We start from the raw sequence: 26,703 nt of genomic DNA, 5'->3' as shown, positions 1-26,703 counted from the left end.
ACGGTGGACGTCCGACGAAGGGAAGCATCCATGAAGGTCGCCGTCATCTACTACTCGTCGACGGGCACGAACCATCGCCTGGCGCAGGAGATCGCAGCCGGGGCGGAGGAGGCGGGCGCCGAGGTGCGCCTCCGTCGGGTCGCCGAGCTCGCGCCCGATGCGGCGATCGACTCGAACCCCGAGTGGCGCCGCCACGTCGACGAGGTGGCGCCCACCGTCGAGGAGGTCACGCTGGCCGACCTCGAGTGGGCGGATGCGTACGCCTTCGGCACGCCGACGCGCTTCGGCCTGCCTGCGGCGCAGCTGAAGCAGTTCCTCGACTCCGCGTCGAAGCAGTGGGGCGAGGGCGTCATGGCGGGGAAGGCCGTGACGAGCTGGACGAGCGCGATGAACCAGCACGGCGGCATCGAGTCGACGATCCTCGCCCTCAACAACGTCTTCTACCACTGGGGCTGCGTCATCGTGCCGCCGGGCTACACCGACGACCTGCTGTACGCCGCAGGCGGCAACCCGTACGGCACCGGGCACGCGACGGGACCCGACGGAGCGCCGCCGAGCGACGAGGTGCTCGCAGCCGCTCGCTACCAGGGCCGGCGGCTCGCCGAGATCGGCGCGAGGCTCGTCGGCTGAGGTGACGATGCCACAGCCGCGCCGCCTACCCTGGGCACGATGAGCGAGCACCTGAACCTCGGCCCCGCCCCGCGCCCCGCCACCGGCGCCGACCTCCTGGCACGGCTGCATGCCGCGGCGGTCGCCGACGCCCCCGAGCGGCTGCGGCTGCAGCTCGAGGCGGCGTTCACGCACGCGACCGCCGAGGTCGACGGCGCCGACGTCTCCCTCGACCTCGATGCGACCGGGCTGTCGTTCGACGGACTCTTCGGCGACGAGACCGGCGCCTCCGACCTCGTGCCGACGCGCGACGCCGACGTGCGCGAGACCGACCGCGGCACGCTGCGCTCGCTCACCGTGCGCGCGCATCCGATGCACGTCGAGGGCGTGCCCGTCGACGTGGGCATCACGCTCGAGGGCATCGCGATCCGCTGGGTCGAGGTGGTCGACGACGGCACCGTCGGCATCGACGTGGCCGAGCAGGACGCCGCGAATCCCGTGCGCGGGCACGTGCGCATCGAGGCGCCGCAGGCCGAGACCGTGGATGCCGTGCGCCGCGTCGCCGAGGCTGCGCTCGCCGAGCAGGGCGTGACGCTCGCCGACCTCGACGTGCAGCTGACGTCGCAGGGACCCCGCACCGTGCGGGCGGAGGGCACCGCCCGCATCAAGAAGGGCTTCCTCGGCGCCCCCGCGTCGGCGAGCGCGACCCTGCGCGTCGACGACGCCCTGCAGGTGCACGTCGAGGACCTGCGCATCACGTCGTCGAACGTCATCGTCGCGGGCCTGCTCGCCGCGGTGCGCGGCAAGGTCGAGCAGGCGACCGCGAAGCCGATCGACCTGGCCGCGCAGCTGCCGCCCGGCGTGCGCGTGACCGACGTGACGCTCACGGCGGGCGACCGCATCGGCGTCGAGGCGCGCGTGGGCTGACGCCGCCGGCGCGAGGTGACGCTGAGCGCGGCTTCACCTGCACATCGCACGGCAAGCCGCGCTCAGCGTCACCTCGTGCCGCACGAAGTGCTCGTGAGAGGGCGGGCACGTGCGATGCGCACACGCGTCTCCGCTCACGAGCACCGCACGCGCCGATGCGCCCCGTGCCCCACGCGCGGATACCCCATCCACACCCTTCTTCGCACCGTCACGAGCCGGAAACAGATGCCTAGGTAGGCTCGCGACATGGGCGACCTGTTCGAGGACTACGACAAGCCCTTCGCGAATCCGCCGAAGCGCCAAGGCACCCCGTGGGACGAGATGTTCGACGCATCCGGCACCCCGCGCGCTCCCTACGCCGACGTGCACGCGTCGCTCGGCGAGATGACGCAGGCCGAGCTGCGAGGACGCGCCGACGCGCTCGCGCGCTCGTACCTCGCGCAGGGCGTCACGTTCGACTTCGCGGGCGAGGAGCGGCCGTTCCCGTTGGATGCGGTGCCGCGCGTGATCACGAGCGAGGACTGGGCGCACGTCGAGTCGGGCGTGCGGCAGCGCGTGCTCGCGCTCGAGGCGTTCCTCGCCGACATGTACGGGCCGCAGCGCGCCGTCGAGGACGGCATCATCCCCGCGGCGCTCATCTCGTCGTCGACGCACTTCCACCGCCAGGCGGCCGGCGTCGTGGGCGCGAACGGCGTGCGCATCCACGTGTCGGGCATCGACCTCATCCGCGACCAGGATGGCGAGTGGCGCGTGCTCGAGGACAACGTGCGCGTGCCGTCGGGCGTCTCGTACGTCATCTCGAACCGTCGCGTCATCGCGCAGACGCTGCCCGAGATGTTCTCGTCGATGCGCGTGCGCCCGGTCGGCGAGTACCCCGACCGGCTGCTGCAGGCGCTCCGCCTCAGCGCGCCGGCCGGCGTCGACGACCCGACGGTCGTCGTGCTCACGCCGGGCGTCTACAACTCGGCGTACTTCGAGCACACGCTGCTCGCACGCCTCATGGGCGTCGAGCTCGTCGAGGGCCGCGACCTGTTCACGAGCGGCGGCCGCGTCTACATGCGCACGACCGAGGGGCCGCAGCGCGTCGACGTCATCTACCGCCGCGTCGACGACGAGTTCCTCGACCCGCTGCAGTTCCGCCCCGACTCGATGCTCGGCAGCCCGGGGCTCATGCTCGCGGCGCGCCTCGGCAACGTGACGATCGCGAACGCGGTCGGCAACGGCATCGCCGACGACAAGCTCGTCTACACCTACGTGCCCGAGCTCATCCGCTATTACCTGAACGAGGAGCCGATCCTCAAGAACGTCGACACGTGGCGGCTCGAGGACGAGGGTGCGCTCGACGAGGTGCTCGATCGGCTCCACGAGCTCGTCGTGAAGCCCGTCGACGGCTCGGGCGGCAAGGGGCTCGTCGTGGGCCCGGATGCGACCGAGGAGCAGCTCGACGAGCTGCGCCAGCGACTCATCGCCGACCCGCGCGGCTGGATCGCGCAGCCCGTCGTGCAGCTGTCGACGATCCCGACGCTCGTCGAGGACGGCATGCGCCCCCGCCACGTCGACCTGCGTCCGTTCGCGGTGCACGACGGCCACGACGTGTGGGTGCTGCCCGGCGGCCTCACGCGCGTCGCGCTGCCCGAGGGCCAGCTCGTCGTGAACTCGTCGCAGGGCGGCGGGTCGAAGGACACGTGGGTGCTCGGCGACCCGCGCGAGCCGGCGCCGTACGACGACGTCGAGGCCGAGTTCGGCGGCTCGGGCGAGCCGATGACGCGGCCCATCTCGATCATCGCCGGCCACGAGCATCCGCAGGATCAGAGCCCGCAGGATGCCGGCACGAACCGCCAGGCAGAGCAGCAGCAGCAAGCCGGGCGCGACCAGGAAGGGGGCGCAGCATGCTGAGCCGCATCGCCGAGAGCCTCTTCTGGATCGGCCGCTACATCGAGCGAGCCGACGGCACCGCCCGCATCCTCGACGTCTACCTGCAGCTGCTGCTCGAGGACACGTTCGTCGACGAGGACACCGCCTGCCGCGCCCTGCTGGGCGTCATGGGCAGCGACGCCCCGCCCGAGCGCACCCTGCGCCGCGGCGACGTCATCACGTCGCTCGCGATCGACCGCATGGACACCGCGTCCATCGCCTACTCGGTCAACGCGGCCCGCGAGAACGCCCGCCGCGCCCGCGAGATCATCTCGACCGAGCTGTGGGAGGTGCTCAACACCACGCACGCCGGCATGCCGCGGCGGGTGTCGGGCGAGAAGGTGCACGAGCTGTTCGGATGGGTGCGCGAGCGTGCGGCGCTCGCGACGGGCATCGCCGACTCGACCGCGAGCCGCGACGACGCCTGGTCGTTCCTCACGCTCGGCCGCTCGCTCGAGCGCGCCGACATGACTGCCCGCCTGCTCGCCACGCGTGCGCTGACCGAGGATGCGAGCCCGTCGTGGACGGCCATCCTGCGCTCGGTCGGCGCGTACGAGGCGTACCTGCGCACGTACCGCGGCGTGCCGTCGTCGACGAACGCCGCCGAGTTCCTGCTGCTCGACCGCCTGTTCCCGCGCTCGATCCTCTTCAGCGTGCATCGCGCCGAGCAGTGCCTGCGCGACATCGAGCCGCGCCACGAGCGCGTCGGCTACGGCGACTCGGCGCAGCGGATGCTGGGCCAGGTGCGCGCCGAGCTCGAGTTCCGACCGATCGGGGAGATCATCGACGACCTCGCCAGCGTCATGGACCAGGTGCAGACGACCACCACGACGGTGTCGGAGGCGGTGCGCGAACGGTACTTCCCGACGCACAACCTGCCCGCGTGGGTGGGGGAGCGAGCATGAGCCGCATCCGCATCCGGCACACGACCGGCTACCGCTACAAGGCGCCCGCCGTGGCGTCGTACAACGAGGCGCGCATGCTGCCGTCGACGAGCGACGGCCAGTTCGTCATCTACTCGAACCTCGACGTGCGTCCGTCGACGTCGGTGAACACGTACGAGGACTACTGGGGCACCACGGTCACGTCGTTCGACGTGCTCTCGCCCCACACCGAGCTGCAGCTCACGGCGACGAGCCTCGTCGAGGTGCGTCCCCGCCTCACGGGCGGGCACGACATCACGTGGGAGCAGCTCGCGAAGGTGTCGAAGCGCGCGACGCCGTACGTCGAGCAGCTGGGCCAGACCGACCGCACGCGGCCGCTCGACGACCTCGTCGAGACGGCGAGGCGGTTCGTCGACGAGACGGAGACGCCCGGCGAGGCCGCCGCGGCGATCGCGCGCTACGTCGGCGAGGAGATGCAGTACATGTCGGGCGTGACCCACGTGCACACGAACGCGCACGAGGCGTGGGCGAAGCGCAAGGGCGTCTGCCAGGACATCGCGCACGTGACGATCGGCGCGCTGCGCGCCGTCGGCATCCCTGCGAAGTACGTGTCCGGCTACCTGCACCCGAAGCCGAACGCGCAGATCGGCGAGACGGTCGTGGGCGAGAGCCACGCGTGGGTCGAGTGGTTCACGGGCGACTGGACGGCGTGGGATCCCACGAACCTCATCGACATCGGCGAGCGGCACGTCAAGGTCGGCTACGGCCGCGACTACGCCGACGTCGCCCCGCTGCGCGGCGTGTACGCGGGCGCGGGCGGGTCGGAGCTGTTCGTGACGGTGGAGATCACGAAGGAGTCGTAGGGCTCGCAGCGCGCGCTCGGTCGGGATGCATAGCGTCGCGGCATGTCCGACGACTCCGCACCCCGTCCGCGTCCGCCGCTCGCGCGCGATCTCGCGGCGGGCGCCGTCGTCGGAGCCTTCGCCGGGGCGGGCGTCGGCGTCGCATCGCTCGCGGTGGGAATCGCCGCCACGATCGTCGCGGCGGCCGAGAGTCCGTTCCCTCTGAACTTCCTGTCGGGCCGCGACGCTCCCTGGGATCCGACGGCGCTGCCGTTGGAGCTCGCGAGTCGAGGCGTGGAGCTCGCCGTGCTCGTGCTCGTCGGATGCGCATTCGTGGCGATCGGCTGCATCGTCGGCTGGGGCGTGCTCGGCAGGCGCGACGCCGACGCACGGCGTGCCGTGCGCGACGCCGTCGCGCTGACCTTGCTCGTCGTCGTGCTCGTCGGCACGGCGACCGGCTGGCTCGCCATGCCGTCGCGCGCGCTCGACGACGCGAGGCTCTCGGCAGCGTCGACGGCCGCCGCGATCGCCGTCGGCGCGGTCGCTGCGCCGGTTGGCGCCGCGCTGCTGCGGGCGTCGTCGGCGCTGGCCGAACGACGCGCGCGCACGCAGCAGCCCATCGACATCGTCGGCATCGACGCCCTCGGCTGACCCGCGGACGCGATCGCGGCGCCCGCCGCACAGCGCCTCCACACCGGCGCTGGTTACCGTGCCCGCATGACGCTGCTGCGCGAGCCTCGACCCAGGCTGCCGCGATCCGTGCTGCTCGCCGCCCTCCTCGGGGGCGCGGTCGGCGGCGCGATGCTCGGCGCCGGCCTGTCGCTCATGAACCTCGTGGTCGTGGCCCTCGCGGTCGCGACGCTCGTGGGTGCCGGCGCCGGGCTGCTCTCGGTCATGTGGGGGCCGCCCGGCGACGTGCTCGACGACGAGGCGCTCGTCGAGCTCGCGGTGCCGCTCGCGACGGCGGGCGGTGCGGGCGCCGTGGTGGGGGCTGCATCGTTCGTCGCGCTGTGGCTGCTGCTGCGCGGGCGCGTGCCGCAGCCGGGTGCCGTCGTCGGGCTGTCGACGGCCGTCGTCGCCGTGGCGATGCTCGTGCTCGGCACCGTCACGACCGCGGCGTTCCTGCCGGCGCTCACGCTGCTCGGCGGCCCGCCCGCCGTGCCGCACGCCGTGACGCTCGCGGTGCTGCTCGGCCTCGCCGGCGCTCCGCTCGGCGCGCTCGCCACGTGGTGGATGACGTGGCTGCTGCGCTCGCGTCGCATCGCCGCGCAGGCGGCGGCCGACGCCGCGGAGCAGGCGTACCCGATCGCCTGATCGCGACAGAATTCGCGCCTCGCGCGACGAATTCCGCGAATCGACTTGCGCGAGCGCAATTCGTGCGGTTATGCTCGCTCTCGTCCACGGCACACGCCGCAATCCCGTCGAGAGAGGAGCTGCCATGTTCATGACCACCACGTGCACCGGCCCGGCCCTCGTCTCCGGGATCCGCTAGCACCGCGGACACGTCGGCACCGCCGGCCGCGCGCGCATCCGCCGCGTCGCCGCCCGTGCATCGCCGCCCACGCAGCGCCCGCACCCCCGCATCCGAGCCTCGGCATCCGCCGGCGCTCGGCCGCGATCGGGTGGAGCACGCGTCGGCGTGACCGCGACACGACAGCACACCCGAGCGCTCGACGCTCGGCCCCCATCTCGCATTCGCGAATGCGCATCCCTGCGCAATTCCTTTCCGCGCCACGGCGTATTCGGCGTGCCATTCCGCACGCATTCCGTCGCGCATTCGCGAATGCGCTCGCACCTCCATTCGGCGTGCCCGCACGCCCCATCCGAAGGACCCCCATGTCGACCATCTCCCAGCCCCTGCGGCTCGCAGCCGCGAGGCCCGCGACCCCCGCCAGGCGTGCGCTGCTCGCGCTCGCCGAGGCGCTCGCGCGCATCGCCCTGCACCGCCCCGACCGCCGGTCGGCCGAGACCCGCGATGCCGCCGAGGCGCGCCGCGAGCTCGACGCCCGCCACCTGCTGGCCCTCACGTCGCCCCTGCGGTGACCGCCAGTCGAGCGGGCCCGGCCCGCGCATCGTTCGATCCACGAGGGGTCGCCCATCCCGGGCGGCCCCTCGTGCGTGCGCGGCGGGCGTACGCTCGCCGCATGACCACCGGTGCCACCGCGCGCCTCGACCGCGAGGCGCTCGTCGCGATGCGCCGCGTGCGCGACCGCATGGACCGCGACTACGCGCAGCCGCTCGACCTCGAGGCGCTCGCGCGCATGGTGCACCGCTCGTCGGGCACGCTGTCGCGGCAGTTCCGCGCCGCGTACGGCGAGACGCCCTACCGGTACCTCATGACGCGCCGCATCGAGCGCGCGATGCTGCTGCTGCGCCGCGGCGACCACTCGGTGACCGAGGTGTGCTTCGCCGTCGGATGGCAGTCGCTCGGCACGTTCTCGACGCGCTTCGCCGAGATCGTCGGCGTGCCGCCCAGCGTCTACCGCGACGAGGGCGCGCCGTTCCGCGACGGCATGCCGCCGTGCATCGTGCGCATGCTCACGAGACCCGTCAGGAATCGAGAAGCGGCACCCGCATCCGCGCTCGTACGGTAGCGGCATGGGCATCACCATCCACTCGAGCTTCCTGCCGCACAGCGACCCCGAGGCGTCGCTCGCGTTCTACCGCGACGCGCTCGGCTTCGAGGTGCGCCTCGACGTCGGTTACGAGGGGATGCGGTGGATCACCGTCGGCCCCGCCGACCAGCCGGATACCGCGATCGTGCTGCACCCGGCGACGGCGCCGCGCGAGCTCACCGACGAGGAGCGCGTCGTCATCGACGAGCTCGTCGCCAAGGGCTCGTACTTCGGCGTGAACCTCGCGACCGACGACCTCGACGCGACGTACGCCGCGCTCGAGGCGGCGGGCGTCGACGTGGTGCAGGAGCCCATCGCCCAGGACTACGGGGTACGCGACGCAGCCGTGCGCGACCCCGCAGGCAACCTCATCCGCATCCAGGAGAACAGGACCGCATCGTGAGCACGAAGACCGGATTCACCGCCGAGGAGCGCGCCGCGATGCAGCAGCGCGCCGAGGAGCTGCGCTCGACGAAGGGCCTCAAGGGCGCTGCGAAGCTCGCGAAGGAGCTCGAGGCGTGCGGCGCGGCCGTCGAGGCGCTCGAGGGCGTCGACGGCGAGGTCGCGACGATGCTGCACCGCATCGTGGGCGACGTCGCGCCCGACCTGAACCCGAAGACGTTCTACGGCTTCCCCGCGTACGCGAACGACGAGGGCAAGGTCGTCGTGTTCTACCAGCCGGCGTCGAAGTTCAAGACCCGCTACGGCACCGTGAGCTTCGACGAGCACGCCGCGCTCGACGACGGCGTCATGTGGGGCGTCTCGTTCGCCGTCATCGAGGTGAACGCCGACGTCGAGGCCCGCGTGCGCGCCCTCGTGGCGAAGGCGATCGGCAAGGGCTGACCCCACGCGGCTCTGGCAGGCGCCGGACCCGCGTCGATTGGCCATCTTCTGCGATCGATTGGCCACCTTCTGCGCCGGGACCCCGCCGATTGGCGCACATTGGCGCCAATCGACCGCGCGGCGTCGCAGAAGATGGCCAATCGACGGGCGACCGTCGCAGAAGATGGCCAATCGACGCAGCCGCCTACCGCATCCGCCGCACGCGTGACGCCCCGTGACGCGAGCGACCCGCGCAGCACCCGCCACCGCATAGCCTGAGGGCATGGCCGATCGCGAGTACGGATTCCGTACGCGCGCCATCCACGCAGGCAACATCCCCGATGCCGTGCACGGATCCCGCGCGCTCCCCATCCACCAGTCCACTGCGTTCGTCTTCGACGACACCGCCGACGCCGCAGCTCGCTTCGCGCTGCAGAAGTACGGCAACATCTACTCGCGCGTCTCGAACCCCACGGTCGCGTCGTTCGAGGAGCGCATCGCGAGCCTCGAGGGCGGCCTCGGCGCCGTCGCGACGGCCTCGGGCCTCGGCGCCGAGTTCCTCGTGTTCGCGGCGCTCGCCGGCGCGGGCGACCACATCGTCGCGTCATCGAGCCTCTACGGCGGCACCGTGACGCAGCTCGACGTGACGCTGCGCCGCTTCGGCGTCGAGACGACGTTCGTGTCGAGCTCCGACCCGGCCGCCTACGCCGCCGCGATCACGGACCGCACGAAGCTCGTCTTCGTCGAGACCGTCGCGAATCCGTCTGGCGAGGTCGCCGACCTCGAGGGCCTCGCCGACGTCGCGCACGCGGCCGGCGTGCCGCTCGTCGTCGACGCGACGATCGCGACCCCGTACCTGAACCGCCCGATCGAGTGGGGCGCCGACATCGTCACGCACTCGGCGACGAAGTTCCTCGGCGGCCACGGCACGACCCTCGGCGGCGTCGTCGTGGAGTCGGGCCGCTTCCCCTGGGACAACGGCCGATTCCCGCTGCTCGACGAGCCCGTGCCGCACTACGGCGGCCTCACGTGGAACGGCAACTTCGGCGAGTACGCCTTCCTCACGCGCCTGCGCGGCGAGCAGCTGCGCGACATCGGCCCCGTGCTCTCGGCGCAGTCGGCGTTCCAGCTCGCGCAGGGCGTCGAGACGCTGCCGCTGCGCATGCAGTCCCACGTCGACAACGCGCGCACCGTCGCCGAGTGGCTCGACCAGGATCCGCGCATCGAGCGCGTGTCGTGGGCGGGCCTGCCGTCGCATCCGCACCACGAGCGCGCGCAGAAGTACCTGCCGAAGGGTCCCGGCTCGGTGTTCTCGTTCGACGTCAAGGGCGGCCGCGCCGTCGGCCAGCGCCTCATCGAGCACGTGAACCTCGCGAGCCACGTGGCGAACATCGGCGACACGAAGACGCTCATCATCCACCCCGGATCCACGACGCACGCGCAGCTCTCCGAGCAGCAGCTGGTGGATGCGGGCGTCGGCCCCGGCCTCGTGCGCATCTCGGTGGGCCTCGAGGACGTCGACGACATCATCCACGACCTCGACCAGGCCCTCGCGGCCGCGACGGAGGAGCGATGACCGACACGACCGAGCAGCAGGACACGGAGCTCGTCACGCTGCAGAACGGCCTCACCTGCTCGATCCCGGCATCCTCGCCGCTCGCGCGTCTGCTGAAGAGCCAGCGCACGTGGGTCGGGCCGGATGCGAAGGAGCGCCTCGCGATCCTGCGCGCCGCGAAGACGGTCGCGATCGTCGGCGCCTCGCCGAACGTGACGCGCTCGTCGTACTTCGTGGGCACGTACCTGCAGCAGTCGAGCGACTTCGAGCTGTGGTTCGTCAATCCGAACGCGACCGAGATCCTCGGCCAGCCCGTGTACCCGAACCTGCAGTCGCTGCCGGGCGTGCCCGACGTCGTCGTGGTGTTCCGCAAGGCGTCCGACATCCCGTCGGTCGTCGACGAGGTCGTCGAGATCGGCGCGAAGACCATCTGGGTGCAGCTGGGCATCTGGAACGAGGAGGCGGCGTACGACGCGGAGGCCAAGGGGCTGACGGTCGTGATGGATCGCTGCATCAAGGTCGAGCACGCGCGCTTCCACGGCGGCCTGCACCTGCTGGGCTTCGACACGGGCCAGATCACCGCGCGCCGCACGTTGCGCTGACCACGTTGCGCTGACGCATCCCGCACGCGGCGTCCAGCGGTGCCGCGTACGGTCGCGCGCATGACCTACGCGCCAACCCCGGCCTTCGCGCCCCTGCCCGTCGAGCACGCCCGCGCCGCACGGAGGGCAGGAGCGCTCGGCGGCGCGCTCGTGGGCGTCGGCCTGCCGATCGCCCTGTCGCCGGCGTTCGCGTGGGGCTCCACGGGCCTGCAGGCGTGGGTGGCGACGCTGCCGGGCAACGACCCCGACGGCATGGATGCCGACACGCGCGCCGTGTTCGAGCACATGCTGCAGGCGCTGTCGAGCCCGATCGGCATCGTCGCGACCGTCGTGTGCCTGCTGCTGGGCGGTGGGCTCGTCGCGCTGGGCATCGTGACGACCATCCGTCGCCTGCGTCGCGCGGGCGTGCACCGGCCGGTCGCGGTCGCGCTGCTCGGCCTGCTGCTCGCGCGGGTCGGCACGTGGGTCGTGGGCACCCTGCTCGGCGGCCTGCCCGAGCTGCTGCTGGGTGCGTGGCTGCCGCCGCTCATCGGCATCGGGTTCGGCCACGTGTACGGCGATTCGGGCGGACCGACGGGCGCGATGTTCGTGCTCGCGGCGGTGCTGATCGTCATCGTGGGCGTCGTCGCCGCGGCAGGCACGTGGCTCGGCACCGGCATCCTCACGACGTGGTGGATGGCGCGGGCGCTGCGCGAGAAGGTGCCCGTGGTCGTGGCGATGCAGCCGTGGCCGGTCGAGGGCTGGCCAGCCTCCGAGCCGACTGCACCCCGGTCGCAGCCATAGGCGCGGGATCGCGGCGGGAGGGGCCCGCGGAGGGGCGCTGAGCGTCCGACTGCATGCCGACACGACTTCCGAGTCAGGGTAGCCTTACCTTGCTAAATCCTGAATGGAGCCCCGATGCGCCTGTCCCGTCCCGCCGCCGCCACGTTCGCAGGCCTCACGGCTCTCGCCCTCGCCGCCTGCGCCAGCAGCGGCGACGCCGCGCAGGAGTCCGGCTCGTCGAACGCCTCGTCTGCATCGTTCCCCGTCACGATCGAGCACGCCTACGGCGAGACGACGATCGACGCGGCGCCCCAGCGCGTCGCCACCGTCGGCTGGAGCAACCAGGAGGTCGCGCTCGCGTTCGACATCGTGCCCGTCGTGATGGAGGAGGCGACGTGGGGCGACGACGACGGCGACGGCGTGCTGCCCTGGGTCGAGGAGCGGCTCGAGGAGCTCGGCGCCGAGACGCCCGCGCTCTACGACGGCACCGACGGCATCGACTTCGAGGCCATCGCCGACGCCGACCCCGACGTCATCCTGTCGGCCTACTCGGGCCTGTCGGAGGACGACTACGCCACGCTCAGCGAGATCGCGCCCGTCGTGGCGTTCCCCGGCGTCGCGTGGGGCACGTCGTGGCAGGACACGATCCTCATGAACGGCAAGGGCCTGGGCTTCGAGGCGGAGGCCGAGCAGCTGGTCGCCGACGACGAGGCCGCGATCGCCGAGGCCGTCGCCGGCTACGAGCACCTCGGCACGGGCCTGGGCGCCGCGTTCGCGTTCTTCGACGTCACCGACCTCTCGAGCGTCGGCTTCTACTCGACCGCCGACCCGCGCACGGCGTTCCTCAGCGAGTTCGCCGGGTTCGAGGTGCCGCAGGCCGTCGCCGACCCCGGCACCGACGAGTTCTACTTCTCGGTGAGCGCCGAGGCCGTCGACACGCTCAGCGACCTCGACGTCATCGTCACGTACGGCACGGGCGAGGAGCTCGCCGCGCTGCAGGCCGACCCGCTGCTCTCGCGCATCCCGGCCATCGCGAGCGGCTCCGTCGTGTTCCTCGACGTCGAGACCGACCCGTCGACGACCGCATCGTCGAACCCGAGCCCGCTGGCGATCGACCACCTCATCGAGCACTACCTGCCGCTGCTCGACGCGGCCGCGGCCACGGCATCCTGATCGCCTGACGCCTGGATGACGACCCTCGGTCGTCGCGCAGCATGACCAGCACCGTCACCACCGCACCCGCACCGGGCGTCGACCGTCGTCGACGCCCGGTGCGGGTGCGTCTGCTCGTCGCCCTCGGCCTGCTGCTCGCCCTCGCGCTCGCCTCGGCGGCGTCGGTCACGTTCGGCGTGCTCGACGTCGGATGGGACGACCTCGTCGCGGGTGTGCTCGGGCACCAGGACACGACGGCGCAGGCCGCCGTCGTCAAGCGCATGCCCCGCACCGTGCTGGCGATCGTCGTGGGCGCAGCCCTCGGCGTGGCCGGCGCCGTCATGCAGGGCGTCACGCGCAACCCGCTCGCGGATCCCGAGATCCTCGGCGTCAACGCGGGCGCGTCGCTCGCCGTCGTCATCGGCATCGTCTTCGTAGGCATGTCGACCGACTCGGCGTACATCTGGACGGCGATGCTCGGCGCCTCCGTCGCCGCCGTCTTCGTCTACGCCGTCGGATCGCTCGGTCGGGGCGGCGCGACGCCGCTCAAGCTCGCGCTCGCGGGCGCCGCGACCTCCGTCGCGCTCACGTCGCTCGTGGGCGCCGTGCTGCTGCCGCGCGTCGACGCGATGGAGGAGTTCCGGCACTGGTCGATCGGCGGCGTCGGCGGCGGATCGTGGGACAAGATCGCGCTGATCGGCCCGTTCCTGCTCGTCGGCCTGCTCGTCTCGTGGGCGTCGGCGCGCGCGCTCAACTCCCTCGCGCTCGGCGACGAGCTCGCGCGCGGCCTCGGCGAGCACGTGCTGCGCGCTCGCGTGATCGCGGCCCTCGGTGGCGTCATCCTCTGCGGCGCGTCGACGGCCATCGCCGGGCCGATCGGATTCGTCGGCCTCGTCGTGCCGCACGTCGTGCGCCTGCTCTCGGGCGTCGACCATCGCTGGCTCGTGCCGCTGTCCGCGATCGGCGGCGCGGTGCTGCTCGTCGCCGCCGACGTCGTCGGCCGCCTCGTCGGCGGCACGGAGGAGATCCAGGTCGGCATCGTCACGTCGATCGTCGGGGCTCCCTTCTTCATCTGGATCGTCCGCAGGCAGAAGGTGCGTGAGCTGTGACCGCGACCCGCATCCCCACGGCGACGGCCGAGCCGTCGCCGACCCTGCTCGCCGTCGCGGCCGGGCGCCGCAGACGCGCGCGCCGTCGTCTCGTCGTGCACGTGGTGCTCGCCGTCGCTGTGCTCGCGACGCTCTGGATCTCCCTCACGGTCGGCCGCACGACCTACTCGAGCCTCGACGTCATCCGTGTGATCCTCGGGCAGGACGGCGAGGGCACGTTCACGATCGGCACGCTGCGCATCCCGCGTGCGACGACGGGCGTGCTCGTGGGCTTCGCGTTCGGCCTCGCCGGCGCGACGTTCCAGACCATGCTGCGCAACCCGCTTGCGAGCCCCGACATCATCGGCATCGGATCCGGTGCCAGCGCGGCGGCGGTCATCGGCATCCTCGTGCTGGGGCTCGAGCCGACGGCGGTGTCGGTGCTCGCGACCGTCGCAGCCCTCGTGACGGCGCTGCTCGTGTACCTGCTCGCCTACCGGGGCGGCGGGGTCGCGAACACGCGGCTCATCCTCGTCGGCATCGGCCTGTCGGCGATGCTCGGCAGCGTCGTCTCGTACGTGCTGAGCGGCGCAGCGGCGTGGGACATGCAGGTGGCGATGCGCTGGCTCACGGGCAACCTCAACGGGGCCACGACCGAGCGGCTGCTGCCGCTCGTCATCGCGGTGGTCGTGCTGACGCCCGTGCTGCTGTGGCTGCTGCGCGACCTCGAGATCATGCGCCTCGGCGAGCAGACCGCCTCCGCGCTCGGCGTGCCGGTGGAGCTGCGCCGCGTCACGCTGATCGTCGTCGCGGTCATGCTCATGGCCTTCGCGACGGCGGCCGCGGGCCCCATCGCGTTCGTCGCGTTCCTCTCCGGGCCCATCGCGAGCCGCATCCTCGGTCCCGTCGGCTCGCCGGTGCTCGCCTCCGGGCTCTTCGGCGCCCTGCTCGTGCTCGTCGCCGACCTGTTCGCGCAGTACGCGCTCGGCACCAAGTTCCCCGTCGGCGTGATCACGGGCGCGCTCGGCGCCCCGTTCCTCATCGCGCTGCTCGTCCGCACCAACCGTGGAGGCTCCGCGTGAGCGTCATCGACACCGTCCAGCGCCGTGCGCGCCCCGACGCGGCAGCCGCCGCCCGGTCGGCGGGAGGCGCGCGATGACGCACGAGCGCACGCTCGTCGCCGACGCGCTGCGGCTCGGCTACGGCGACCGCGTCGTCGTCGACGACCTCGACCTCGCCGTGCCGCCGGGGAGGATCACGGCGATCGTCGGTGCGAACGCGTGCGGCAAGTCGACGGTGCTCAAGGCGATGTCGCGCCTGCTGCCCGTGAAGTCGGGGGCGGTGCTGCTCGACGGCCGCAGCATCCACGGGATGCCGACGAAGGAGGTCGCGCGCACGCTCGCGCTGCTGCCGCAGTCGCCGGTCGCGCCCGAGGGCATCGCCGTGTCCGACCTCGTCGGCCGCGGTCGCCATCCGCACCAGGGCGTGCTCGCCCGGTGGACCGCCGACGACGACGCCGCGGTCGCACGCGCGCTCGAGGTGACGGGCACGGCGGAGCTCGCCGACCGCGCGGTCGACGAGCTCTCGGGCGGCCAGCGCCAGCGCGTCTGGATCGCGATGGTGCTCGCGCAGCAGACCGAGCTGCTGCTGCTCGACGAGCCCACGACGTTCCTCGACGTCACGCACCAGGTCGAGGTGCTCGACCTGCTCACCGACCTCAATCGCGAGCTCGGCACGACCATCGTCATGGTGCTGCACGAGCTGAACCTCGCCGCCCGCTACGCCGACCATCTCGTCGCCGTGCGCTCCGGCGCGCTCTACGCGGCGGGGGAGCCGTCGGAGGTGCTCACCGAGACGATGGTGCGCGAGGTGTTCGGGCTCTCGAGCCGCGTCATCGCCGACCCGACGTGCGGCAAGCCGCTCGTGCTGCCGCTCGGACGCCACCACGTGACCCACGGTGTGCGCGCGGTGAGGGCCGACGACGAGCACGACGCCGGCGAGGCGGTCGCGTCCTGAGGCCACGGCGCTGACGCCCGTCGGGCCGTCCTCATGCACGGCATCAAGGGACGGCTCCCACCTCCGGCACAGGCGCGACCGGCACCATGGGGAGGTGACGACCGACGAGCGACTGGGGTACACCACCTCGGCACCCACGCTCGCCCCCAACCCGGAGGCGCAGCGGGCCTACGCCGCGTCGATCGCACCCCCGCCGAAGCCCCAGCTGCCGCAGGCGATGACGGGCCGCGCCCGCTTCGCAGGCGGCGTGGGCGGCGCGATGATGCTCGTCGGTGCCGACCTCGCGGGGCTCGGCCTCCTGCTGCTGCTCCTGCCCCTCGTGCTCGAGTCGTTCGTGCGCTGGATGGCGTCGCTGCTGCCCGACGTCGACCCCGGCGCCGCCGCGACGAGCGTCGAGCAGCTGTACACGGGCCCGTGGCCGTGGCTCACGGCGCTCGTCGCCCTCGTCGGCATCGGCCTCGCCGCCGCGGGCGTCACGGTGAGCGTGCGCGCGCTGCGCGCCGCCGGCTTCGCGCATCCTGTGCGCATCACGATCGCCGCGTTCGGCCTCGCGCTCGGCGCCCGCATCGTGCTCAACATCTTCACCGCCCCCTTCTCGAGCCTGCTGTCGCCGCTGCTGGAGCGCGGCTTCGAGGGGCTCGCCGATGGCGGCATCGCCGCAGTCGGCACCGTCGTGGGCCTGCTCATCGCCTGCGCGATGAACGTCGCGATCGCGTCGGCGACCGGCATGCTCACGTGGTGGTTCGTCGCGCACCTCACGCGGCCCGCGGCGCCCGAGCCGGAGCCCGAGGAGCCGGCCTGGTCGAACCTGCTGCGGCACCACCACCTGCCGCACTGACGTCCCGCGGAGGCCCCTTCGAGGCTCGCCCCTCGGGCTCGCACCTCACGGGCCGGTCCTTGCGGCCTCCTCTCCTGGGTCGGCGATCGCCCATGACCGCTCCTTGAGGTGCGAGCGAAGCGAGCCTCGAAAGGTGCCGCACCGAGGACTCCTCGCACGGAGCCCTTCGAGGCTCGCCCTTCGGGCTCGCACCTCAGTGAGCGGGTGGAGACGCGCTTCTCGATCAGTGGGCGAGAAGCCATTCGCGCGGATGCAGCCCCCGGGGAACGCCGAACGGGCGCCCTCCCGCAGGAGGGCGCCCGTTCGACGAGCCGAGCCGAGGCTCAGTGCATGTGGCTGCCACCGTTGATGTCGATGTTCGTGCCCTGCAGGTACGAGGCGCCCTCGCTCGACAGGAACGCGAACACGGCCGAGATCTCGTCGGTCGACGCCGTGCGGCCGATGGGGATGTCGGCGGCGATGCGCGCCTCGAGCTCGGGGGTCGTGCCGACGCGGATGTTCGTGTCGACGGCGCCGGGCGTGACGGAGTTCACGGTGACGCCCGAGTCGGCGATCTCGCGGGCGAGCGCCTTCGTGAAGCCGAGGATCGCTGCCTTCGCCGCCGAGTAGGGCACCTTGCCGAACACGCCGCCGCCGCGCTGCGCGGAGACCGACGACATGTTGACGATGCGACCGAAGCCGGCCTCGAGCATCGGCGGCAGGAACGCCTTCGTGACGAGGTAGGTGCCGGTGGCGTTCACGGCCATGACCTTGTTCCACAGGGCGAGGTCGGTCTCGAGGAACGGCACGGGCGACGTGATGCCGGCGATGTTCGCGAGCGCGCCGACGACGGGCAGGCGGCCCGCCTCGACCTCGGCGGCGACGGCGACGCGGGCGGCCTCGACCGATGCCTCGTCGGCGACGTTCACGGTGGCGCCGAAGTGGGCCACGCCGTGGCGCTCGCCGATCTCGGCGGCGACCTGCGCGGCGCGCTCGCCGTCGAGGTCGAGGATGACGACGGCCCAGCCGTCGGCCGCGTAGCGGTCGGCGACGGCCATGCCGATGCCCCGGTCGCTCGCGGCGCCCGTCACGATGGCGGTCCTGGTGGTGGTCATGCTGCTCCTTCGTCGGATGCGGTCGATGCGTGGGTCGGCGTCAGTGCGTCTGCACGCCACGGTGGGCGAGGCCGGCGGCCTCGAGCATGGGGGCGACGTGGCGCGCGGCGGCGTCGATCGCCACGAGGCGCTCGGCGCGGAACTCGGGCGTCGACGTCGAGGTCGCGTCGTCGGTGTAGGCGCGGGCCGGCAGCTCGAGCGTGAAGCCGCCCTCGTAGCCCGACGCGGCGAGGGCCGCGAAGGCGGCCTCGAAGTCGACGTCGCCGCCGCCGATGGGCTTCGCGAAGTCGCCGCGCACGGCGTCGCGCAGGTGCACGTGCGCCGTGCGGTCGCCCCACGCATCCACGACCGCGCCCATGTCGTCGCCCGCGGCGACGACGTGGGCGACGTCGAGCACGGCGCGCACCGACTCGGGCGTGCGGTCGTGCAGCATCGCGGCGCGCTCGGCGTTCCAGCACAGGCGCAGGAAGTGGATGGACTCGACCCACACCTGCGTGCCGAGCTGCTCGGCGAGCGTGCCGGCGACGGCGAGCTCGTGGGCGACGCGCGAGACGTCGAGGTCGAGCGTGGCGGCGGGCTCGTGGTCGAGGGCGCCGCACGGCAGCACGAGCGCCTCGGCGCCGATCGCGGCCGTGAGGCGCAGGAGGCGCTCGACGTGCTGGCGTCGTACGGCGGGGTCGGCGGCGGGCACGTTGAGGTCGCCGACGTCGCCGTTCACGGAGCGCACGCGGATGCCCGCATCCGCGATCGAGGCTGCGACGGCGTCGATGGCACGGTCGTCGAGCTCGAACGGCACGTGGTCGCAGACGCCGGGGAGGGCGCCGAGGTCGATCTCCTGGAAGCCGAGGGCGGCGACGTCGTGCAATGCGTCGGGCAGGGTGAGGTGCTGGAACGAGATCGTCGAGCAGCCGAGCCTCTCGGGGAACGTCATCGTCGTCATCCTCGCGTGGTGCGAGGTCCGCTCCGCACCGAGCGACGCGGCAGATCCGCGCCGAGAGCGACGGTAGCAAGTCGACTGTTGACAGTCAACAGGAATGCGTGCATGCTGGCCACTGCCGACAGCGTCGTGTGGCTCATGAGCCCCTCCCCGCCGAGGCATCCTTGACCAGGAGAGGAACCCATGAGCACCGAGGCTCTTGCGATGCGCGGACCCGTCCGCGGCACTCCCGAAGCGAAGCGGGTCGCCGTCGGATCCGGCGTCGGCGCCGTCATCGAGACGTACGACTTCATCGGCTACGGCACCGCCGCGGCCCTGTACTTCGGCACCGTCTTCTACCCCTCCGACGACCCGCTCGTCGGCACGCTGCTGTCGTTCGCGACCCTCGGCGTCGGCTTCCTCGCCCGCCCCCTCGGCGGCGTCATCGGCGGTCACCTCGGCGACAAGATCGGCCGCAAGCCCGTGCTCGTCGCCTCGCTCATCGCCATGGGCCTCGCGACCTTCGTCATCGGCCTGCTGCCGACGTACGCGCAGGTGGGCATCATCGCCCCGATCCTGCTCGTGACCGTGCGCATCATCCAGGGCGTCGCGTTCGGCGCCGAGTGGGGCGGCGCGATCCTCATGAGCTACGAGCACGCGCCATGGAAGCGCAAGGGCGCCTACACCGGCATCGTGCAGGCCGGCTTCCCCGTGGGCCTGCTGCTCGCGAACCTCACGTTCCTCGTCTCGGTGCACCTGCCCGGCGACTGGGCGTGGCGCGTGCCGTTCCTCGCGAGCATCGTGCTCGTCGCCGTCGGCCTCATCATCCGCGCCAAGGTGCCCGAGTCGCCCGTCTTCGAGGACGTCAAGACGCAGGGCATCATCGTGAAGTCGCCCATCGTCGAGGTCATCCGCACCGACTGGCGCAACATCCTGCGCGGCATCGGCCTGCGCGTCGCCGAGACCGCCGGCTACGCCGTGTCGGTGACGTACATGATCAGCTACATCAACACCAACGGCCTCGCGGAGCCGTCGCAGACCCTCACGGCCCTCTGCATCGGCGCGGGCATCGGCGTCGTCGGCACGTGGGCGTGGGCGAACCTGACGGACAGGATCGGCCGCCGGCCGCTCTACATCGGCGTCACGATCTTCGCCGTGCTCTTCGCCGTGCCGATGTTCCTGCTCGTGAACACGGGCATGTTCATCCTCATCGTGCTGACGATGATCCTCGCCTACTCCGTGTGCCAGAACGCCCTCGCCGGCGCGCAGGGCGCATGGTTCCCCGAGCTGTTCCAGGCGAAGACCCGCTCGTCGGGCGCCTCGCTGGCGTACCAGATCTCGGCGATGGTCTCGGGCTTCACGCCCTTCATCACGACGCTGCTGTTCGTGGCGCTCGGATGGGTCGGCCCCGCGCTGCTCTTCGCGCTCTACGCCGCGATCGGCCTCACCGCCGCGATCCTCACCCGCGAGACGTGGGGTGCGCGCGAGCGTGCCCTCGCCGCCGAGGCCGAGGCCGCGGACGACGAGGATCGGCTCGCCCGCGTCGCCTGACGCGAGTCACAGGCTCGGTGCCCGGTCGCTGCCAGCGACACTTCGGCCGGGCACCGGAACCGACAGGCGCCCGGTCGCTGCCAGCGACACTTCGGCCGGGCGCCGAGCACCACGGGGCGGATGCGCACAGCATCCGCCCCGTATCCTTTCCACACGAGGAACCAGGGGGACGGCATGAGCGCACTCGTCGGGCTCGACCGCACGAACCTCCGCGAGCTCGCGGTGGACTCGTTGCGACGCGCCATCACGAGCGGCGAGATCGTCCCCGGCACCCACATGGTCGAGACCGACCTCTCCGAGCGCCTCGGCATCTCGCGCGGCACGCTGCGCGAGGCCATGCGTCAGCTGCAGCAGGAGGGCCTGCTCGAGTCGGGCGCCCGCGGCAGGCTCAGCGTGCGCAACCTCGACGCCCGCGAGATCGAGGACATCTTCCTCGTGCGCGGCGCCCTCGAGGCCCTCGCGGCGCGCCTCATCATCTCCGCGGGCACGATCGCCGACGCGAAGCCCGTGCTGCACGCCGCCATCGACCGCATGCGCGACGCCGAGGGCGGCACGGTCGTGGCGTGGATCGAGGCCGACCTCGACTTCCACCGCGCGCTCGTCTCGTTCCCCGGCAACGCGACGCTCGTGCACCAGTGGCAGCAGCTCGAGGGCTCCATCCGCATGTCGATCATGTACGCCGGCCTCGACCGCGCCACGTCGAACATGGACACCGATCGCCACCTCGACATGGTGGATGCGATCGAGACGGGCGACGAGGAGCACGCCGTCACCGTCATCCGCGCGCACCACTCGCAGGCAGCGGCGACGCTGACGGCGTAGGGGCTCGCCGCTCGCCGCTCGTCTGCGAGGCAGTCGCCACGGTTGGCCAACCTCGACGATGCCCCCTTCGCGATTGGCCAACTTCTGCGACGTGCAGCGGTCGATTGGCGCCAATATGCGCCAATCGACGCCTCTCGGGCGCAGAACCTGGCCAATCGATCGCAAGAGCTGGCCAATCGACCGGCGGCCCATCGGAGGCGGAGCCCCCAGGCACGCAGAAGCGGCACGGCGGCGACCTTGGGGATCGCCGCCGTGCCGCGGACTGGGGGAGGAGGAGCGTCAGCCGAGCTCGGCGAGCACCGTCTCGACGATCTTCTCCTTCGAGAGACCGTACCGGTCGTGGAGCGTCGGCAGGGCTCCCGCATCCAGGAACGCATCCGGCAGGCCCACGGGCACGACGCGACGCGAGACGCCGCGGCGCACGAGCGCCGACGCCACCGACTCGAAGAGCCCGCCCACGACGGAGTGGTTCTCGAGCGTGACCGCGAGGCGCGGGGTGTCGAGCTCGGCGACGATCGTGTCGACGTCGAGCGGCTTGATCGTCGGCGCGTGCACGACCGCGACGTCGACCTTGTGGGCTGCGAGCAGCTCGGCCGCCTGCAGCGCGCGCATCGTCATGAGGCCCGACGACACGAACACGACGTCGGCGCCGCCGCGCAGCACCTTCGCCTTGCCGAGCTCGAACGTGTAGTCGTACTCGTCGAGCACCGTCGGCACCTTGCCGCGCAGCAGACGCAGGTAGGTGGGGCCCTCGGATGCGGCGAGCTGCGGCACGGCCTGCTCGATGTCGATCGAGTCGCACGGGTCGACGATCGTGAGGTTCGGCATGCCGCGGAAGATCGCCATGTCCTCCGTCGCCTGGTGGCTCGGGCCGTAGCCGGTCGTGAGGCCGGGGAGGCCGCCGACGACGTTGACGTTGAGGTTCGGCTCGGCGATGTCGAGGCAGATGAAGTCGTACGCGCGGCGCGCGGCGAACACCGAGTAGGTGGAGGCGAACGGCGTGAGCCCCGCCTCCGCCATGCCCGCGGCGGCGCCGAACAGCAGCTGCTCGCTCATGCCCATCTGGAAGTACCGGTCCGGGTGGGCCTGGGCGAAGATGTGCATGTCGGTGTACTTGCCGAGGTCGGCGGTGAGGCCGACGATGCGCTCGTCCTGCTCCGCAGCCTTCGCGAGCGCGTGGCCGAACGGCGCGGGCGCCGTCTTCTGGCCGGGGTCCGCGAACGACGCGATCATCGCGCTCGTCTTCAGCTTGGGCGCTGCCGTGGTGGTGCTCATCGTGCTGCCTCCTTGGCTGCCTCGTAGCGGGCGGTGAGCTGCTCGCGGCAGATCGCCCACTCGTCCTCCTCGATGCGCATGAAGTGCGCCTTCTCGCGCTCCTCGAGCATCGTGACGCCCGAGCCGACCTTCGTGTCGCAGATGATGACCTGCGGCGTGCCGTCGGCCTGGGCGACCGAGCGGGCCTCGTCGAACGCATCCACGAGCGCGGGGAGGTCGTTGCCGTTCACGCGGATCGCGTGCCAGCCGAACGCCTGCCACTTCTCGAGCACGGGCTCGGTGCGCAGGATGCCCTGCGCGGGGCCGTCGGCCTGCAGCGCGTTCATGTCGACCATGGCCGTGAGGTTGCCGAGGCGGTGGTGGGCGGCGCCCATGGCGGCCTCCCACGTCGAGCCCTCGTCGAGCTCGCCGTCGGAGAGGAAGTTGAAGACGCGCTGCTCGGTGAGACCGCGGTGACGCAGGCCGAGGGCCATGCCGACGGCGACCGTGAGGCCGTGGCCGAGCGAGCCGCCCGAGATCTCCATGCCGGGCGTGTACGACGCCATGCCCGACATCGGCAGGCGCGAGTCGTCGGAGCCGTACGTCTCGAGCTCGGCGACGGGCACGATGCCCGCCTCGGCGAGCGCCGCGTAGAGGCCGATGGCGTAGTGGCCCGTCGAGAGCAGGAAGCGGTCGCGGCCGTCCCAGTGCTCGTCGGCCACGTCGTAGCGCAGCTGGTCCATGTACGCGACCGTGAGCATGTCGGCGGCGCCGAGCGCCTGGCCGACGTAGCCCTGGCCCTGCACCTCGCCCATGTGGAGCGCGTGCATCCGCACGTTGTACGCGTGCTCGGCGAGGCGCGCGAGGCGCTCGGCGTGCGCGGTGGTGGGTGCGACGGTGGTCATCGGACTCCTTCCAGGGTGGGCTGCTTCGCGAGCGACGAGCCGACGACGGCGGGCGCGGTCTCGCGCGCCGTGATCGCGACGACGGTCGAGATGATGCCGAGCAGCGAGAACAGCAGGGCCGGGCCGATCCAGCCGATCCAGCCGTAGGTCGCGGTCGCGATGAACGGCAGGAAGCCGGCGACGATCGCGGCGCCGTTGTAGCCGAGCGAGATGCCCGACGTGCGGCGGTTGGCGGGGAACAGCTCCGAGAACCAGCTCGACTCGACGGCGAAGATCGGGTCGTGGCTCAGCACGAGCGACAGCACGACGGCGACGACGATCATCGCGACGACGCCCGTGTTGATGAGCATGAACATGGGGATGCCGAACGCGATCGTGAAGATCGAGCCGATCAGGTACACCTTCTTGCGGCCGATGCGGTCGCTCCACGCGCCGTAGAAGAGGTGGCTGCCGAGGCCGATGGCCGAGCCGACGAGGGTGCCGAGCAGCACGTCGTTCTTCTCGGCGATGGCGGCGAGGCCGACGTAGGCGACGACGAACGACGTCGTGACGTAGTAGCCGCCGGTCTCGGCGAGGCGCAGGCCGATGACGCGCAGGATCGAGCGCCAGTCCTGCTTGATGGCCTCGAGCGCGGGGGCCTTCAGCACCTCGCCCTGCTCCTTGACGGCCTCGAACGCGGGGCTCTCGGCGACCTTGAGGCGGATGAAGAGGCCGACGATGACCATGACGGAGGCCAGCAGGAACGGCACGCGCCATGCCCAGTCGCCGGGGAGGCCGGACGTGGCGAGGATGACGCCGTTGGCGAGCAGCAGACCGCCGGGGATGCCGATCTGCGGCAGCGCGCCGAAGAAGCCGCGGCGACGCTCGGGGGCGTGCTCGACGGCCATGAGCACCGCGCCGCCCCACTCGGCGCCGTAGGCGATGCCCTGGATGATGCGCAGCACGATGAGCATGATCGGCGCGGCGACGCCGACGGTCGCGTACGTCGGCAGGAAGCCGATCGCGGTCGTGACGACGCCCATGACGACGAGCGACCAGATGAGCACGCGCTTGCGGCCGATGCGGTCGCCGAAGTGGCCGGCGAGGTAGCCGCCGATCGGGCGGAAGAGGAAGCCGATCGCGAGCGTCGCGAACGAGGCGAGGGCACCGACGATGGGGTCGTCGGTGTGGAAGAACACGGTGCCGAAGTACGTGGCGGCAGCCGTGGCGTAGATGAAGAAGTCGTACGACTCGACGACCGTGCCGATCATCGAGGCGAGCGACACCTTGACGGCGTTGTCCTTCTTCGGCGCGCCGGTGGTGGGTGCGGACATGGATGCTCCTGGTGGTGGTGCCGGGCGGCGTCTGCGTCGCCCGGAGGGTGGGATCTAGTGCTGGTAGGTGCGGATGACCTGGCTGTCGTCGGCGCGGTCGAGTCCGGCGTCGGCGGCGGCGAGGTAGCGGTCGCGGGCTGCGGCGAGCACGGGCACCTCGGCGCCCGCGCCGGCTGCGGCGTCGGCGACGAGGCCGGAGTCCTTCACGAAGATGCCGATCGTGGAGGTGACCTGCGGGTCGTCCTCGAGCATGCGCGGACCGCGGTCCGACAGCATCCACGAGCCTGCGGCGCCGCCGGCGACGAGGTCGAGCACGGCCGCCTTGTCGAGGCCGAGCTGCTCGCCGAGGTTGAGCGCCTCGGCGGCGGCGACGATGTGGACCGAGCAGAGGTGCTGGTTGACGACCTTGATGCCCTGGCCCTGGCCGAGCTCGGCGCCGACGGTGCGCACGGTGCCGAGCGGGGCGAGCACGGCGGCGGCCTCGTCGAGGTCGGCCTGCGCGCCCGACGCGAAGATGATGAGCTCGCCGGTCGTGGCGCGGGCGACGCCGCCCGTGACGGGCGCGTCGACGACGCGGCCGCCGAGCGTGCGCAGGCGGGCGCCGGATGTCTCGACGGCGGCGGGGCCGACCGTCGACATGACGACCCAGAGCCGGTCGGCGGCGACGCCCGCGGCCTCTGCCTGGTCGACGAGCGCATCCAGCTGCTCGCCGGTGGCGACCATCACGACGACGGGGCCGGCGGCGGGTGCCTCGGCGATCGAGGCGACGGCGGCGATGCCTGCGGCCTGCGCGCGGTCGCGGGCGGCCTCGAACGGGTCGACGCCCGTGACGGCGAAGCCTGCGCCCGCGATGCGCTGCGACATGGGGGTGCCGATGGCGCCGAGGCCGACGAACGTGGCGGTGGTCATGCGGTGGTGTCCCTTCCGGCGTCGTCGTCGGTGCTGCCGACGACGGCGTCGTGGTGGTCGAAGTGGAATCGGATGGCGATGCGGGCGGCGTCGGCGTCGTTCGCCGCGAGGGCGGCGACGATCTGCCGGTGCACGGTGTCGGTGAGGTACGTGCCGTCGGCCGCGGGCGTCTCGGTGCGCAGCGCCTTGGCGCGGCGAGCGGCGAGGGTGTCGCGCAGCATGCCGGCGAGGCCGTCCTGCAGCACGTCGAGGATGGGGTTGTCGACGATCGTCACGAGGTGGCGGTGGAAGGCGAGGTCGGCCTCGAGGCCCGCCTCGTGCTCGGCGGCGGCGGTCGCGGCGATCATGGCGTCGGTGAGGCGGCCGAGCTCGGCGACGTCGGCGGCGGTCGCGAGCTTCGCGGCCTCGACGGTCGTGACGATCTCGAGCATCTCGCGCGCCTGGTCGACCTGGTCGGGGCGCAGGCCGCCGAGGGCGCCCATGAGCGTGAAGGTCGTGCGCACGACGGAGGCGCCGGGCGAGCGCAGGTAGGTGCCGTGGCCCTGGCGGCGGTCGAGGATGCCGAGCGACTCGAGCTGCGAGAGGCGCTCGCGCAGCGTGCCGCGGCTCATGTCGAGCTGCTCGACGAGCTCGCGCTCGGGCGGGAGGCGACGGGTGCCGTCGCGCTCGATGGCGGAGAGGTCGACGAGGCGGGCCACGAGGGCGTCGAGCGCGTCGTCCATGAGCCTCTCCATCGAGTCGAGCATTGGTCGGACCACATTGGTCTGACCAATCCGCGACCCTACGCGCATCCGCGGCCGACTGTCAACAGTTGAGGGTTTCGGCCCGAATTGGTGACGACATCGGGCCGAAACCCTCGACTCCGCCAGACGCAGCGAGGCCCCCGCCGGATGGGCGGGGGCCTCGTGGTGCGCCGGGGCGCGGGGAGTGGATGGGTCAGGCGACGCCGAGCAGGTCGATGACGAAGATCAGGGTCTTGCCCGAGAGGCGGTGGCCGCCGCCGGCGGGGCCATAGGCGAGGTGCGGCGGGATCGTGAGCTCGCGGCGTCCGCCGACCTTCATGCCCGGGATGCCTTCCTGCCAGCCCGCGATGAGGCCGCGCAGCGGGAACTCGATCGACTGGCCGCGGTTCCACGACGCGTCGAACTCCTCGCCGGAGTCGTGCTCGACGCCGAGGTAGTGCACCTCGACGGTCGCGCCGGGCGTCGCCTCGGCGCCCTCGCCCACGACGATGTCGCGGATGACGAGCTCGGAGGGGGCGGGGCCGGTGGGGGCGTCGATCTCGGGACGGGTCAGGTCGCTCATGCCCCCAT

Annotated in this window: 29 protein-coding genes; 21 read left to right on the top strand and 8 right to left on the bottom strand. The window is 72.2% G+C overall.

Features of this window, described 5'->3' with window-relative positions:
* Nucleotides 1-30: 30 nt before the first annotated feature.
* From wrbA to BLQ67_RS06545, 19 genes are all read left to right on the top strand, one after another.
* Nucleotides 31-630, top strand: a complete 600-nt coding sequence (gene wrbA, locus BLQ67_RS06635) for an NAD(P)H:quinone oxidoreductase (RefSeq protein WP_092503569.1) — start codon at nucleotides 31-33, stop codon at nucleotides 628-630.
* Between the two features lie 39 nt (nucleotides 631-669).
* Nucleotides 670-1,536, top strand: a complete 867-nt coding sequence (locus tag BLQ67_RS06630) for a hypothetical protein (protein WP_092503567.1) — start codon at nucleotides 670-672, stop codon at nucleotides 1,534-1,536.
* Nucleotides 1,537-1,782: 246 nt separating this feature from the next.
* Nucleotides 1,783-3,432 carry a circularly permuted type 2 ATP-grasp protein gene (locus tag BLQ67_RS06625; RefSeq protein ID WP_092503565.1) on the top strand — a complete coding sequence of 550 codons (1,650 nt, stop codon included), beginning with the start codon at nucleotides 1,783-1,785 and terminating at the stop codon, nucleotides 3,430-3,432.
* The gene (locus BLQ67_RS06620) at nucleotides 3,426-4,355 is read left to right on the top strand and encodes an alpha-E domain-containing protein (protein ID WP_092503563.1); all 930 of its coding nucleotides are present in this window, start codon (nucleotides 3,426-3,428) and stop codon (nucleotides 4,353-4,355) included. The genes BLQ67_RS06625 and BLQ67_RS06620 overlap by 7 nt, the downstream gene beginning before the upstream one ends.
* Nucleotides 4,352-5,197: a transglutaminase family protein gene (locus tag BLQ67_RS06615; RefSeq protein WP_092503561.1), complete on the top strand. Its 846-nt coding sequence runs from the start codon at nucleotides 4,352-4,354 to the stop codon at nucleotides 5,195-5,197. Before BLQ67_RS06620 ends, BLQ67_RS06615 begins: the two co-directional genes overlap by 4 nt.
* Before the next feature lie 42 nt (nucleotides 5,198-5,239).
* Nucleotides 5,240-5,827 (top strand): hypothetical protein, encoded by a 588-nt coding sequence (locus BLQ67_RS06610; protein WP_092503559.1) that lies wholly within the window; start codon nucleotides 5,240-5,242, stop codon nucleotides 5,825-5,827.
* 66 nt (nucleotides 5,828-5,893) lie between these two features.
* Nucleotides 5,894-6,490: a hypothetical protein gene (locus BLQ67_RS06605; protein WP_092503557.1), complete on the top strand. Its 597-nt coding sequence runs from the start codon at nucleotides 5,894-5,896 to the stop codon at nucleotides 6,488-6,490.
* 522 nt (nucleotides 6,491-7,012) lie between these two features.
* Nucleotides 7,013-7,219, top strand: a complete 207-nt coding sequence (locus BLQ67_RS06600; RefSeq protein ID WP_092503555.1) for a hypothetical protein — start codon at nucleotides 7,013-7,015, stop codon at nucleotides 7,217-7,219.
* Nucleotides 7,220-7,320: 101 nt separating this feature from the next.
* A complete protein-coding gene (locus BLQ67_RS06595; protein ID WP_092503553.1) occupies nucleotides 7,321-7,770 on the top strand; it encodes a helix-turn-helix transcriptional regulator in 450 nt (149 codons plus the stop codon).
* A 4-nt stretch (nucleotides 7,771-7,774) separates the two neighbouring features.
* A complete protein-coding gene (locus BLQ67_RS06590; protein WP_092503551.1) occupies nucleotides 7,775-8,194 on the top strand; it encodes a VOC family protein in 420 nt (139 codons plus the stop codon).
* A complete protein-coding gene (locus BLQ67_RS06585) occupies nucleotides 8,188-8,634 on the top strand; it encodes a hypothetical protein (RefSeq protein ID WP_231945223.1) in 447 nt (148 codons plus the stop codon). The genes BLQ67_RS06590 and BLQ67_RS06585 overlap by 7 nt, the downstream gene beginning before the upstream one ends.
* 262 nt (nucleotides 8,635-8,896) lie before the next feature.
* A complete protein-coding gene (locus tag BLQ67_RS06580) occupies nucleotides 8,897-10,189 on the top strand; it encodes an O-acetylhomoserine aminocarboxypropyltransferase/cysteine synthase family protein (RefSeq protein ID WP_092503550.1) in 1,293 nt (430 codons plus the stop codon).
* A complete protein-coding gene (locus BLQ67_RS06575) occupies nucleotides 10,186-10,770 on the top strand; it encodes a CoA-binding protein (protein ID WP_092503548.1) in 585 nt (194 codons plus the stop codon). Before BLQ67_RS06580 ends, BLQ67_RS06575 begins: the two co-directional genes overlap by 4 nt.
* A gap of 60 nt (nucleotides 10,771-10,830) precedes the next feature.
* Nucleotides 10,831-11,553, top strand: coding sequence for a hypothetical protein (locus BLQ67_RS06570; RefSeq protein WP_092503546.1), 723 nt, complete (start codon nucleotides 10,831-10,833; stop codon nucleotides 11,551-11,553).
* A 114-nt stretch (nucleotides 11,554-11,667) separates the two neighbouring features.
* A complete protein-coding gene (locus BLQ67_RS06565) occupies nucleotides 11,668-12,705 on the top strand; it encodes an ABC transporter substrate-binding protein (protein WP_092503545.1) in 1,038 nt (345 codons plus the stop codon).
* A gap of 41 nt (nucleotides 12,706-12,746) precedes the next feature.
* A complete protein-coding gene (locus tag BLQ67_RS06560; RefSeq protein WP_092503543.1) occupies nucleotides 12,747-13,793 on the top strand; it encodes a FecCD family ABC transporter permease in 1,047 nt (348 codons plus the stop codon).
* Nucleotides 13,790-14,854, top strand: a complete 1,065-nt coding sequence (locus BLQ67_RS06555; protein ID WP_231945188.1) for a FecCD family ABC transporter permease — start codon at nucleotides 13,790-13,792, stop codon at nucleotides 14,852-14,854. Before BLQ67_RS06560 ends, BLQ67_RS06555 begins: the two co-directional genes overlap by 4 nt.
* 73 nt (nucleotides 14,855-14,927) lie before the next feature.
* Nucleotides 14,928-15,788 (top strand): ABC transporter ATP-binding protein, encoded by an 861-nt coding sequence (locus BLQ67_RS06550; RefSeq protein ID WP_092503541.1) that lies wholly within the window; start codon nucleotides 14,928-14,930, stop codon nucleotides 15,786-15,788.
* A gap of 94 nt (nucleotides 15,789-15,882) precedes the next feature.
* Complete coding sequence (locus tag BLQ67_RS06545; protein ID WP_092503539.1) at nucleotides 15,883-16,626, top strand: hypothetical protein; 744 nt, start codon at nucleotides 15,883-15,885, stop codon at nucleotides 16,624-16,626.
* A 323-nt stretch (nucleotides 16,627-16,949) separates the two neighbouring features.
* Here the strand turns inward: BLQ67_RS06545 and BLQ67_RS06540 are convergent, their stop codons facing one another.
* Together BLQ67_RS06540 and BLQ67_RS06535 are read right to left on the bottom strand one after the other, a co-directional pair.
* Entirely contained in the window at nucleotides 16,950-17,720 is a 771-nt protein-coding gene (locus BLQ67_RS06540) for an SDR family NAD(P)-dependent oxidoreductase (protein ID WP_092503537.1), read from the bottom strand.
* 40 nt (nucleotides 17,721-17,760) lie between these two features.
* Nucleotides 17,761-18,651: a sugar phosphate isomerase/epimerase family protein gene (locus BLQ67_RS06535; RefSeq protein ID WP_092503535.1), complete on the bottom strand. Its 891-nt coding sequence runs from the start codon at nucleotides 18,649-18,651 to the stop codon at nucleotides 17,761-17,763.
* Between the two features lie 189 nt (nucleotides 18,652-18,840).
* On the opposite strand from BLQ67_RS06535, the gene BLQ67_RS06530 reads away from it, so the two are divergent.
* A complete protein-coding gene (locus BLQ67_RS06530; protein WP_092503533.1) occupies nucleotides 18,841-20,187 on the top strand; it encodes an MFS transporter in 1,347 nt (448 codons plus the stop codon).
* A 174-nt stretch (nucleotides 20,188-20,361) separates the two neighbouring features.
* Entirely contained in the window at nucleotides 20,362-21,009 is a 648-nt protein-coding gene (locus tag BLQ67_RS06525) for a GntR family transcriptional regulator (protein ID WP_092503531.1), read from the top strand.
* A gap of 279 nt (nucleotides 21,010-21,288) precedes the next feature.
* Here the strand turns inward: BLQ67_RS06525 and BLQ67_RS06520 are convergent, their stop codons facing one another.
* From BLQ67_RS06520 to BLQ67_RS06495, 6 genes are all read right to left on the bottom strand, one after another.
* The gene (locus BLQ67_RS06520; protein ID WP_092503529.1) at nucleotides 21,289-22,284 is read right to left on the bottom strand and encodes a transketolase family protein; all 996 of its coding nucleotides are present in this window, start codon (nucleotides 22,282-22,284) and stop codon (nucleotides 21,289-21,291) included.
* Nucleotides 22,281-23,168, bottom strand: a complete 888-nt coding sequence (locus BLQ67_RS06515) for a transketolase (protein ID WP_092503527.1) — start codon at nucleotides 23,166-23,168, stop codon at nucleotides 22,281-22,283. Before BLQ67_RS06515 ends, BLQ67_RS06520 begins: the two co-directional genes overlap by 4 nt.
* On the bottom strand, nucleotides 23,165-24,481 hold the full coding sequence (locus tag BLQ67_RS06510; RefSeq protein WP_092503525.1) for an MFS transporter: 1,317 nt from the start codon (nucleotides 24,479-24,481) through the stop codon (nucleotides 23,165-23,167). Before BLQ67_RS06510 ends, BLQ67_RS06515 begins: the two co-directional genes overlap by 4 nt.
* Nucleotides 24,482-24,535: 54 nt before the next feature.
* On the bottom strand, nucleotides 24,536-25,390 hold the full coding sequence (locus BLQ67_RS06505; RefSeq protein WP_092503523.1) for an NAD(P)-dependent oxidoreductase: 855 nt from the start codon (nucleotides 25,388-25,390) through the stop codon (nucleotides 24,536-24,538).
* Nucleotides 25,387-26,112 carry a FadR/GntR family transcriptional regulator gene (locus tag BLQ67_RS06500; RefSeq protein WP_172802260.1) on the bottom strand — a complete coding sequence of 242 codons (726 nt, stop codon included), beginning with the start codon at nucleotides 26,110-26,112 and terminating at the stop codon, nucleotides 25,387-25,389. The genes BLQ67_RS06505 and BLQ67_RS06500 overlap by 4 nt, the downstream gene beginning before the upstream one ends.
* 214 nt (nucleotides 26,113-26,326) lie before the next feature.
* The gene (locus BLQ67_RS06495) at nucleotides 26,327-26,695 is read right to left on the bottom strand and encodes an FKBP-type peptidyl-prolyl cis-trans isomerase (protein ID WP_092503519.1); all 369 of its coding nucleotides are present in this window, start codon (nucleotides 26,693-26,695) and stop codon (nucleotides 26,327-26,329) included.
* Between the last annotated feature and the right edge of the window lie 8 nt (nucleotides 26,696-26,703).

It is taken from the genome of Agrococcus jejuensis, assembly GCF_900099705.1.
Classification (GTDB): Bacteria; Actinomycetota; Actinomycetes; order Actinomycetales; family Microbacteriaceae; genus Agrococcus; species Agrococcus jejuensis.
This window is presented reverse-complemented; position numbering and strand designations above follow the sequence as displayed.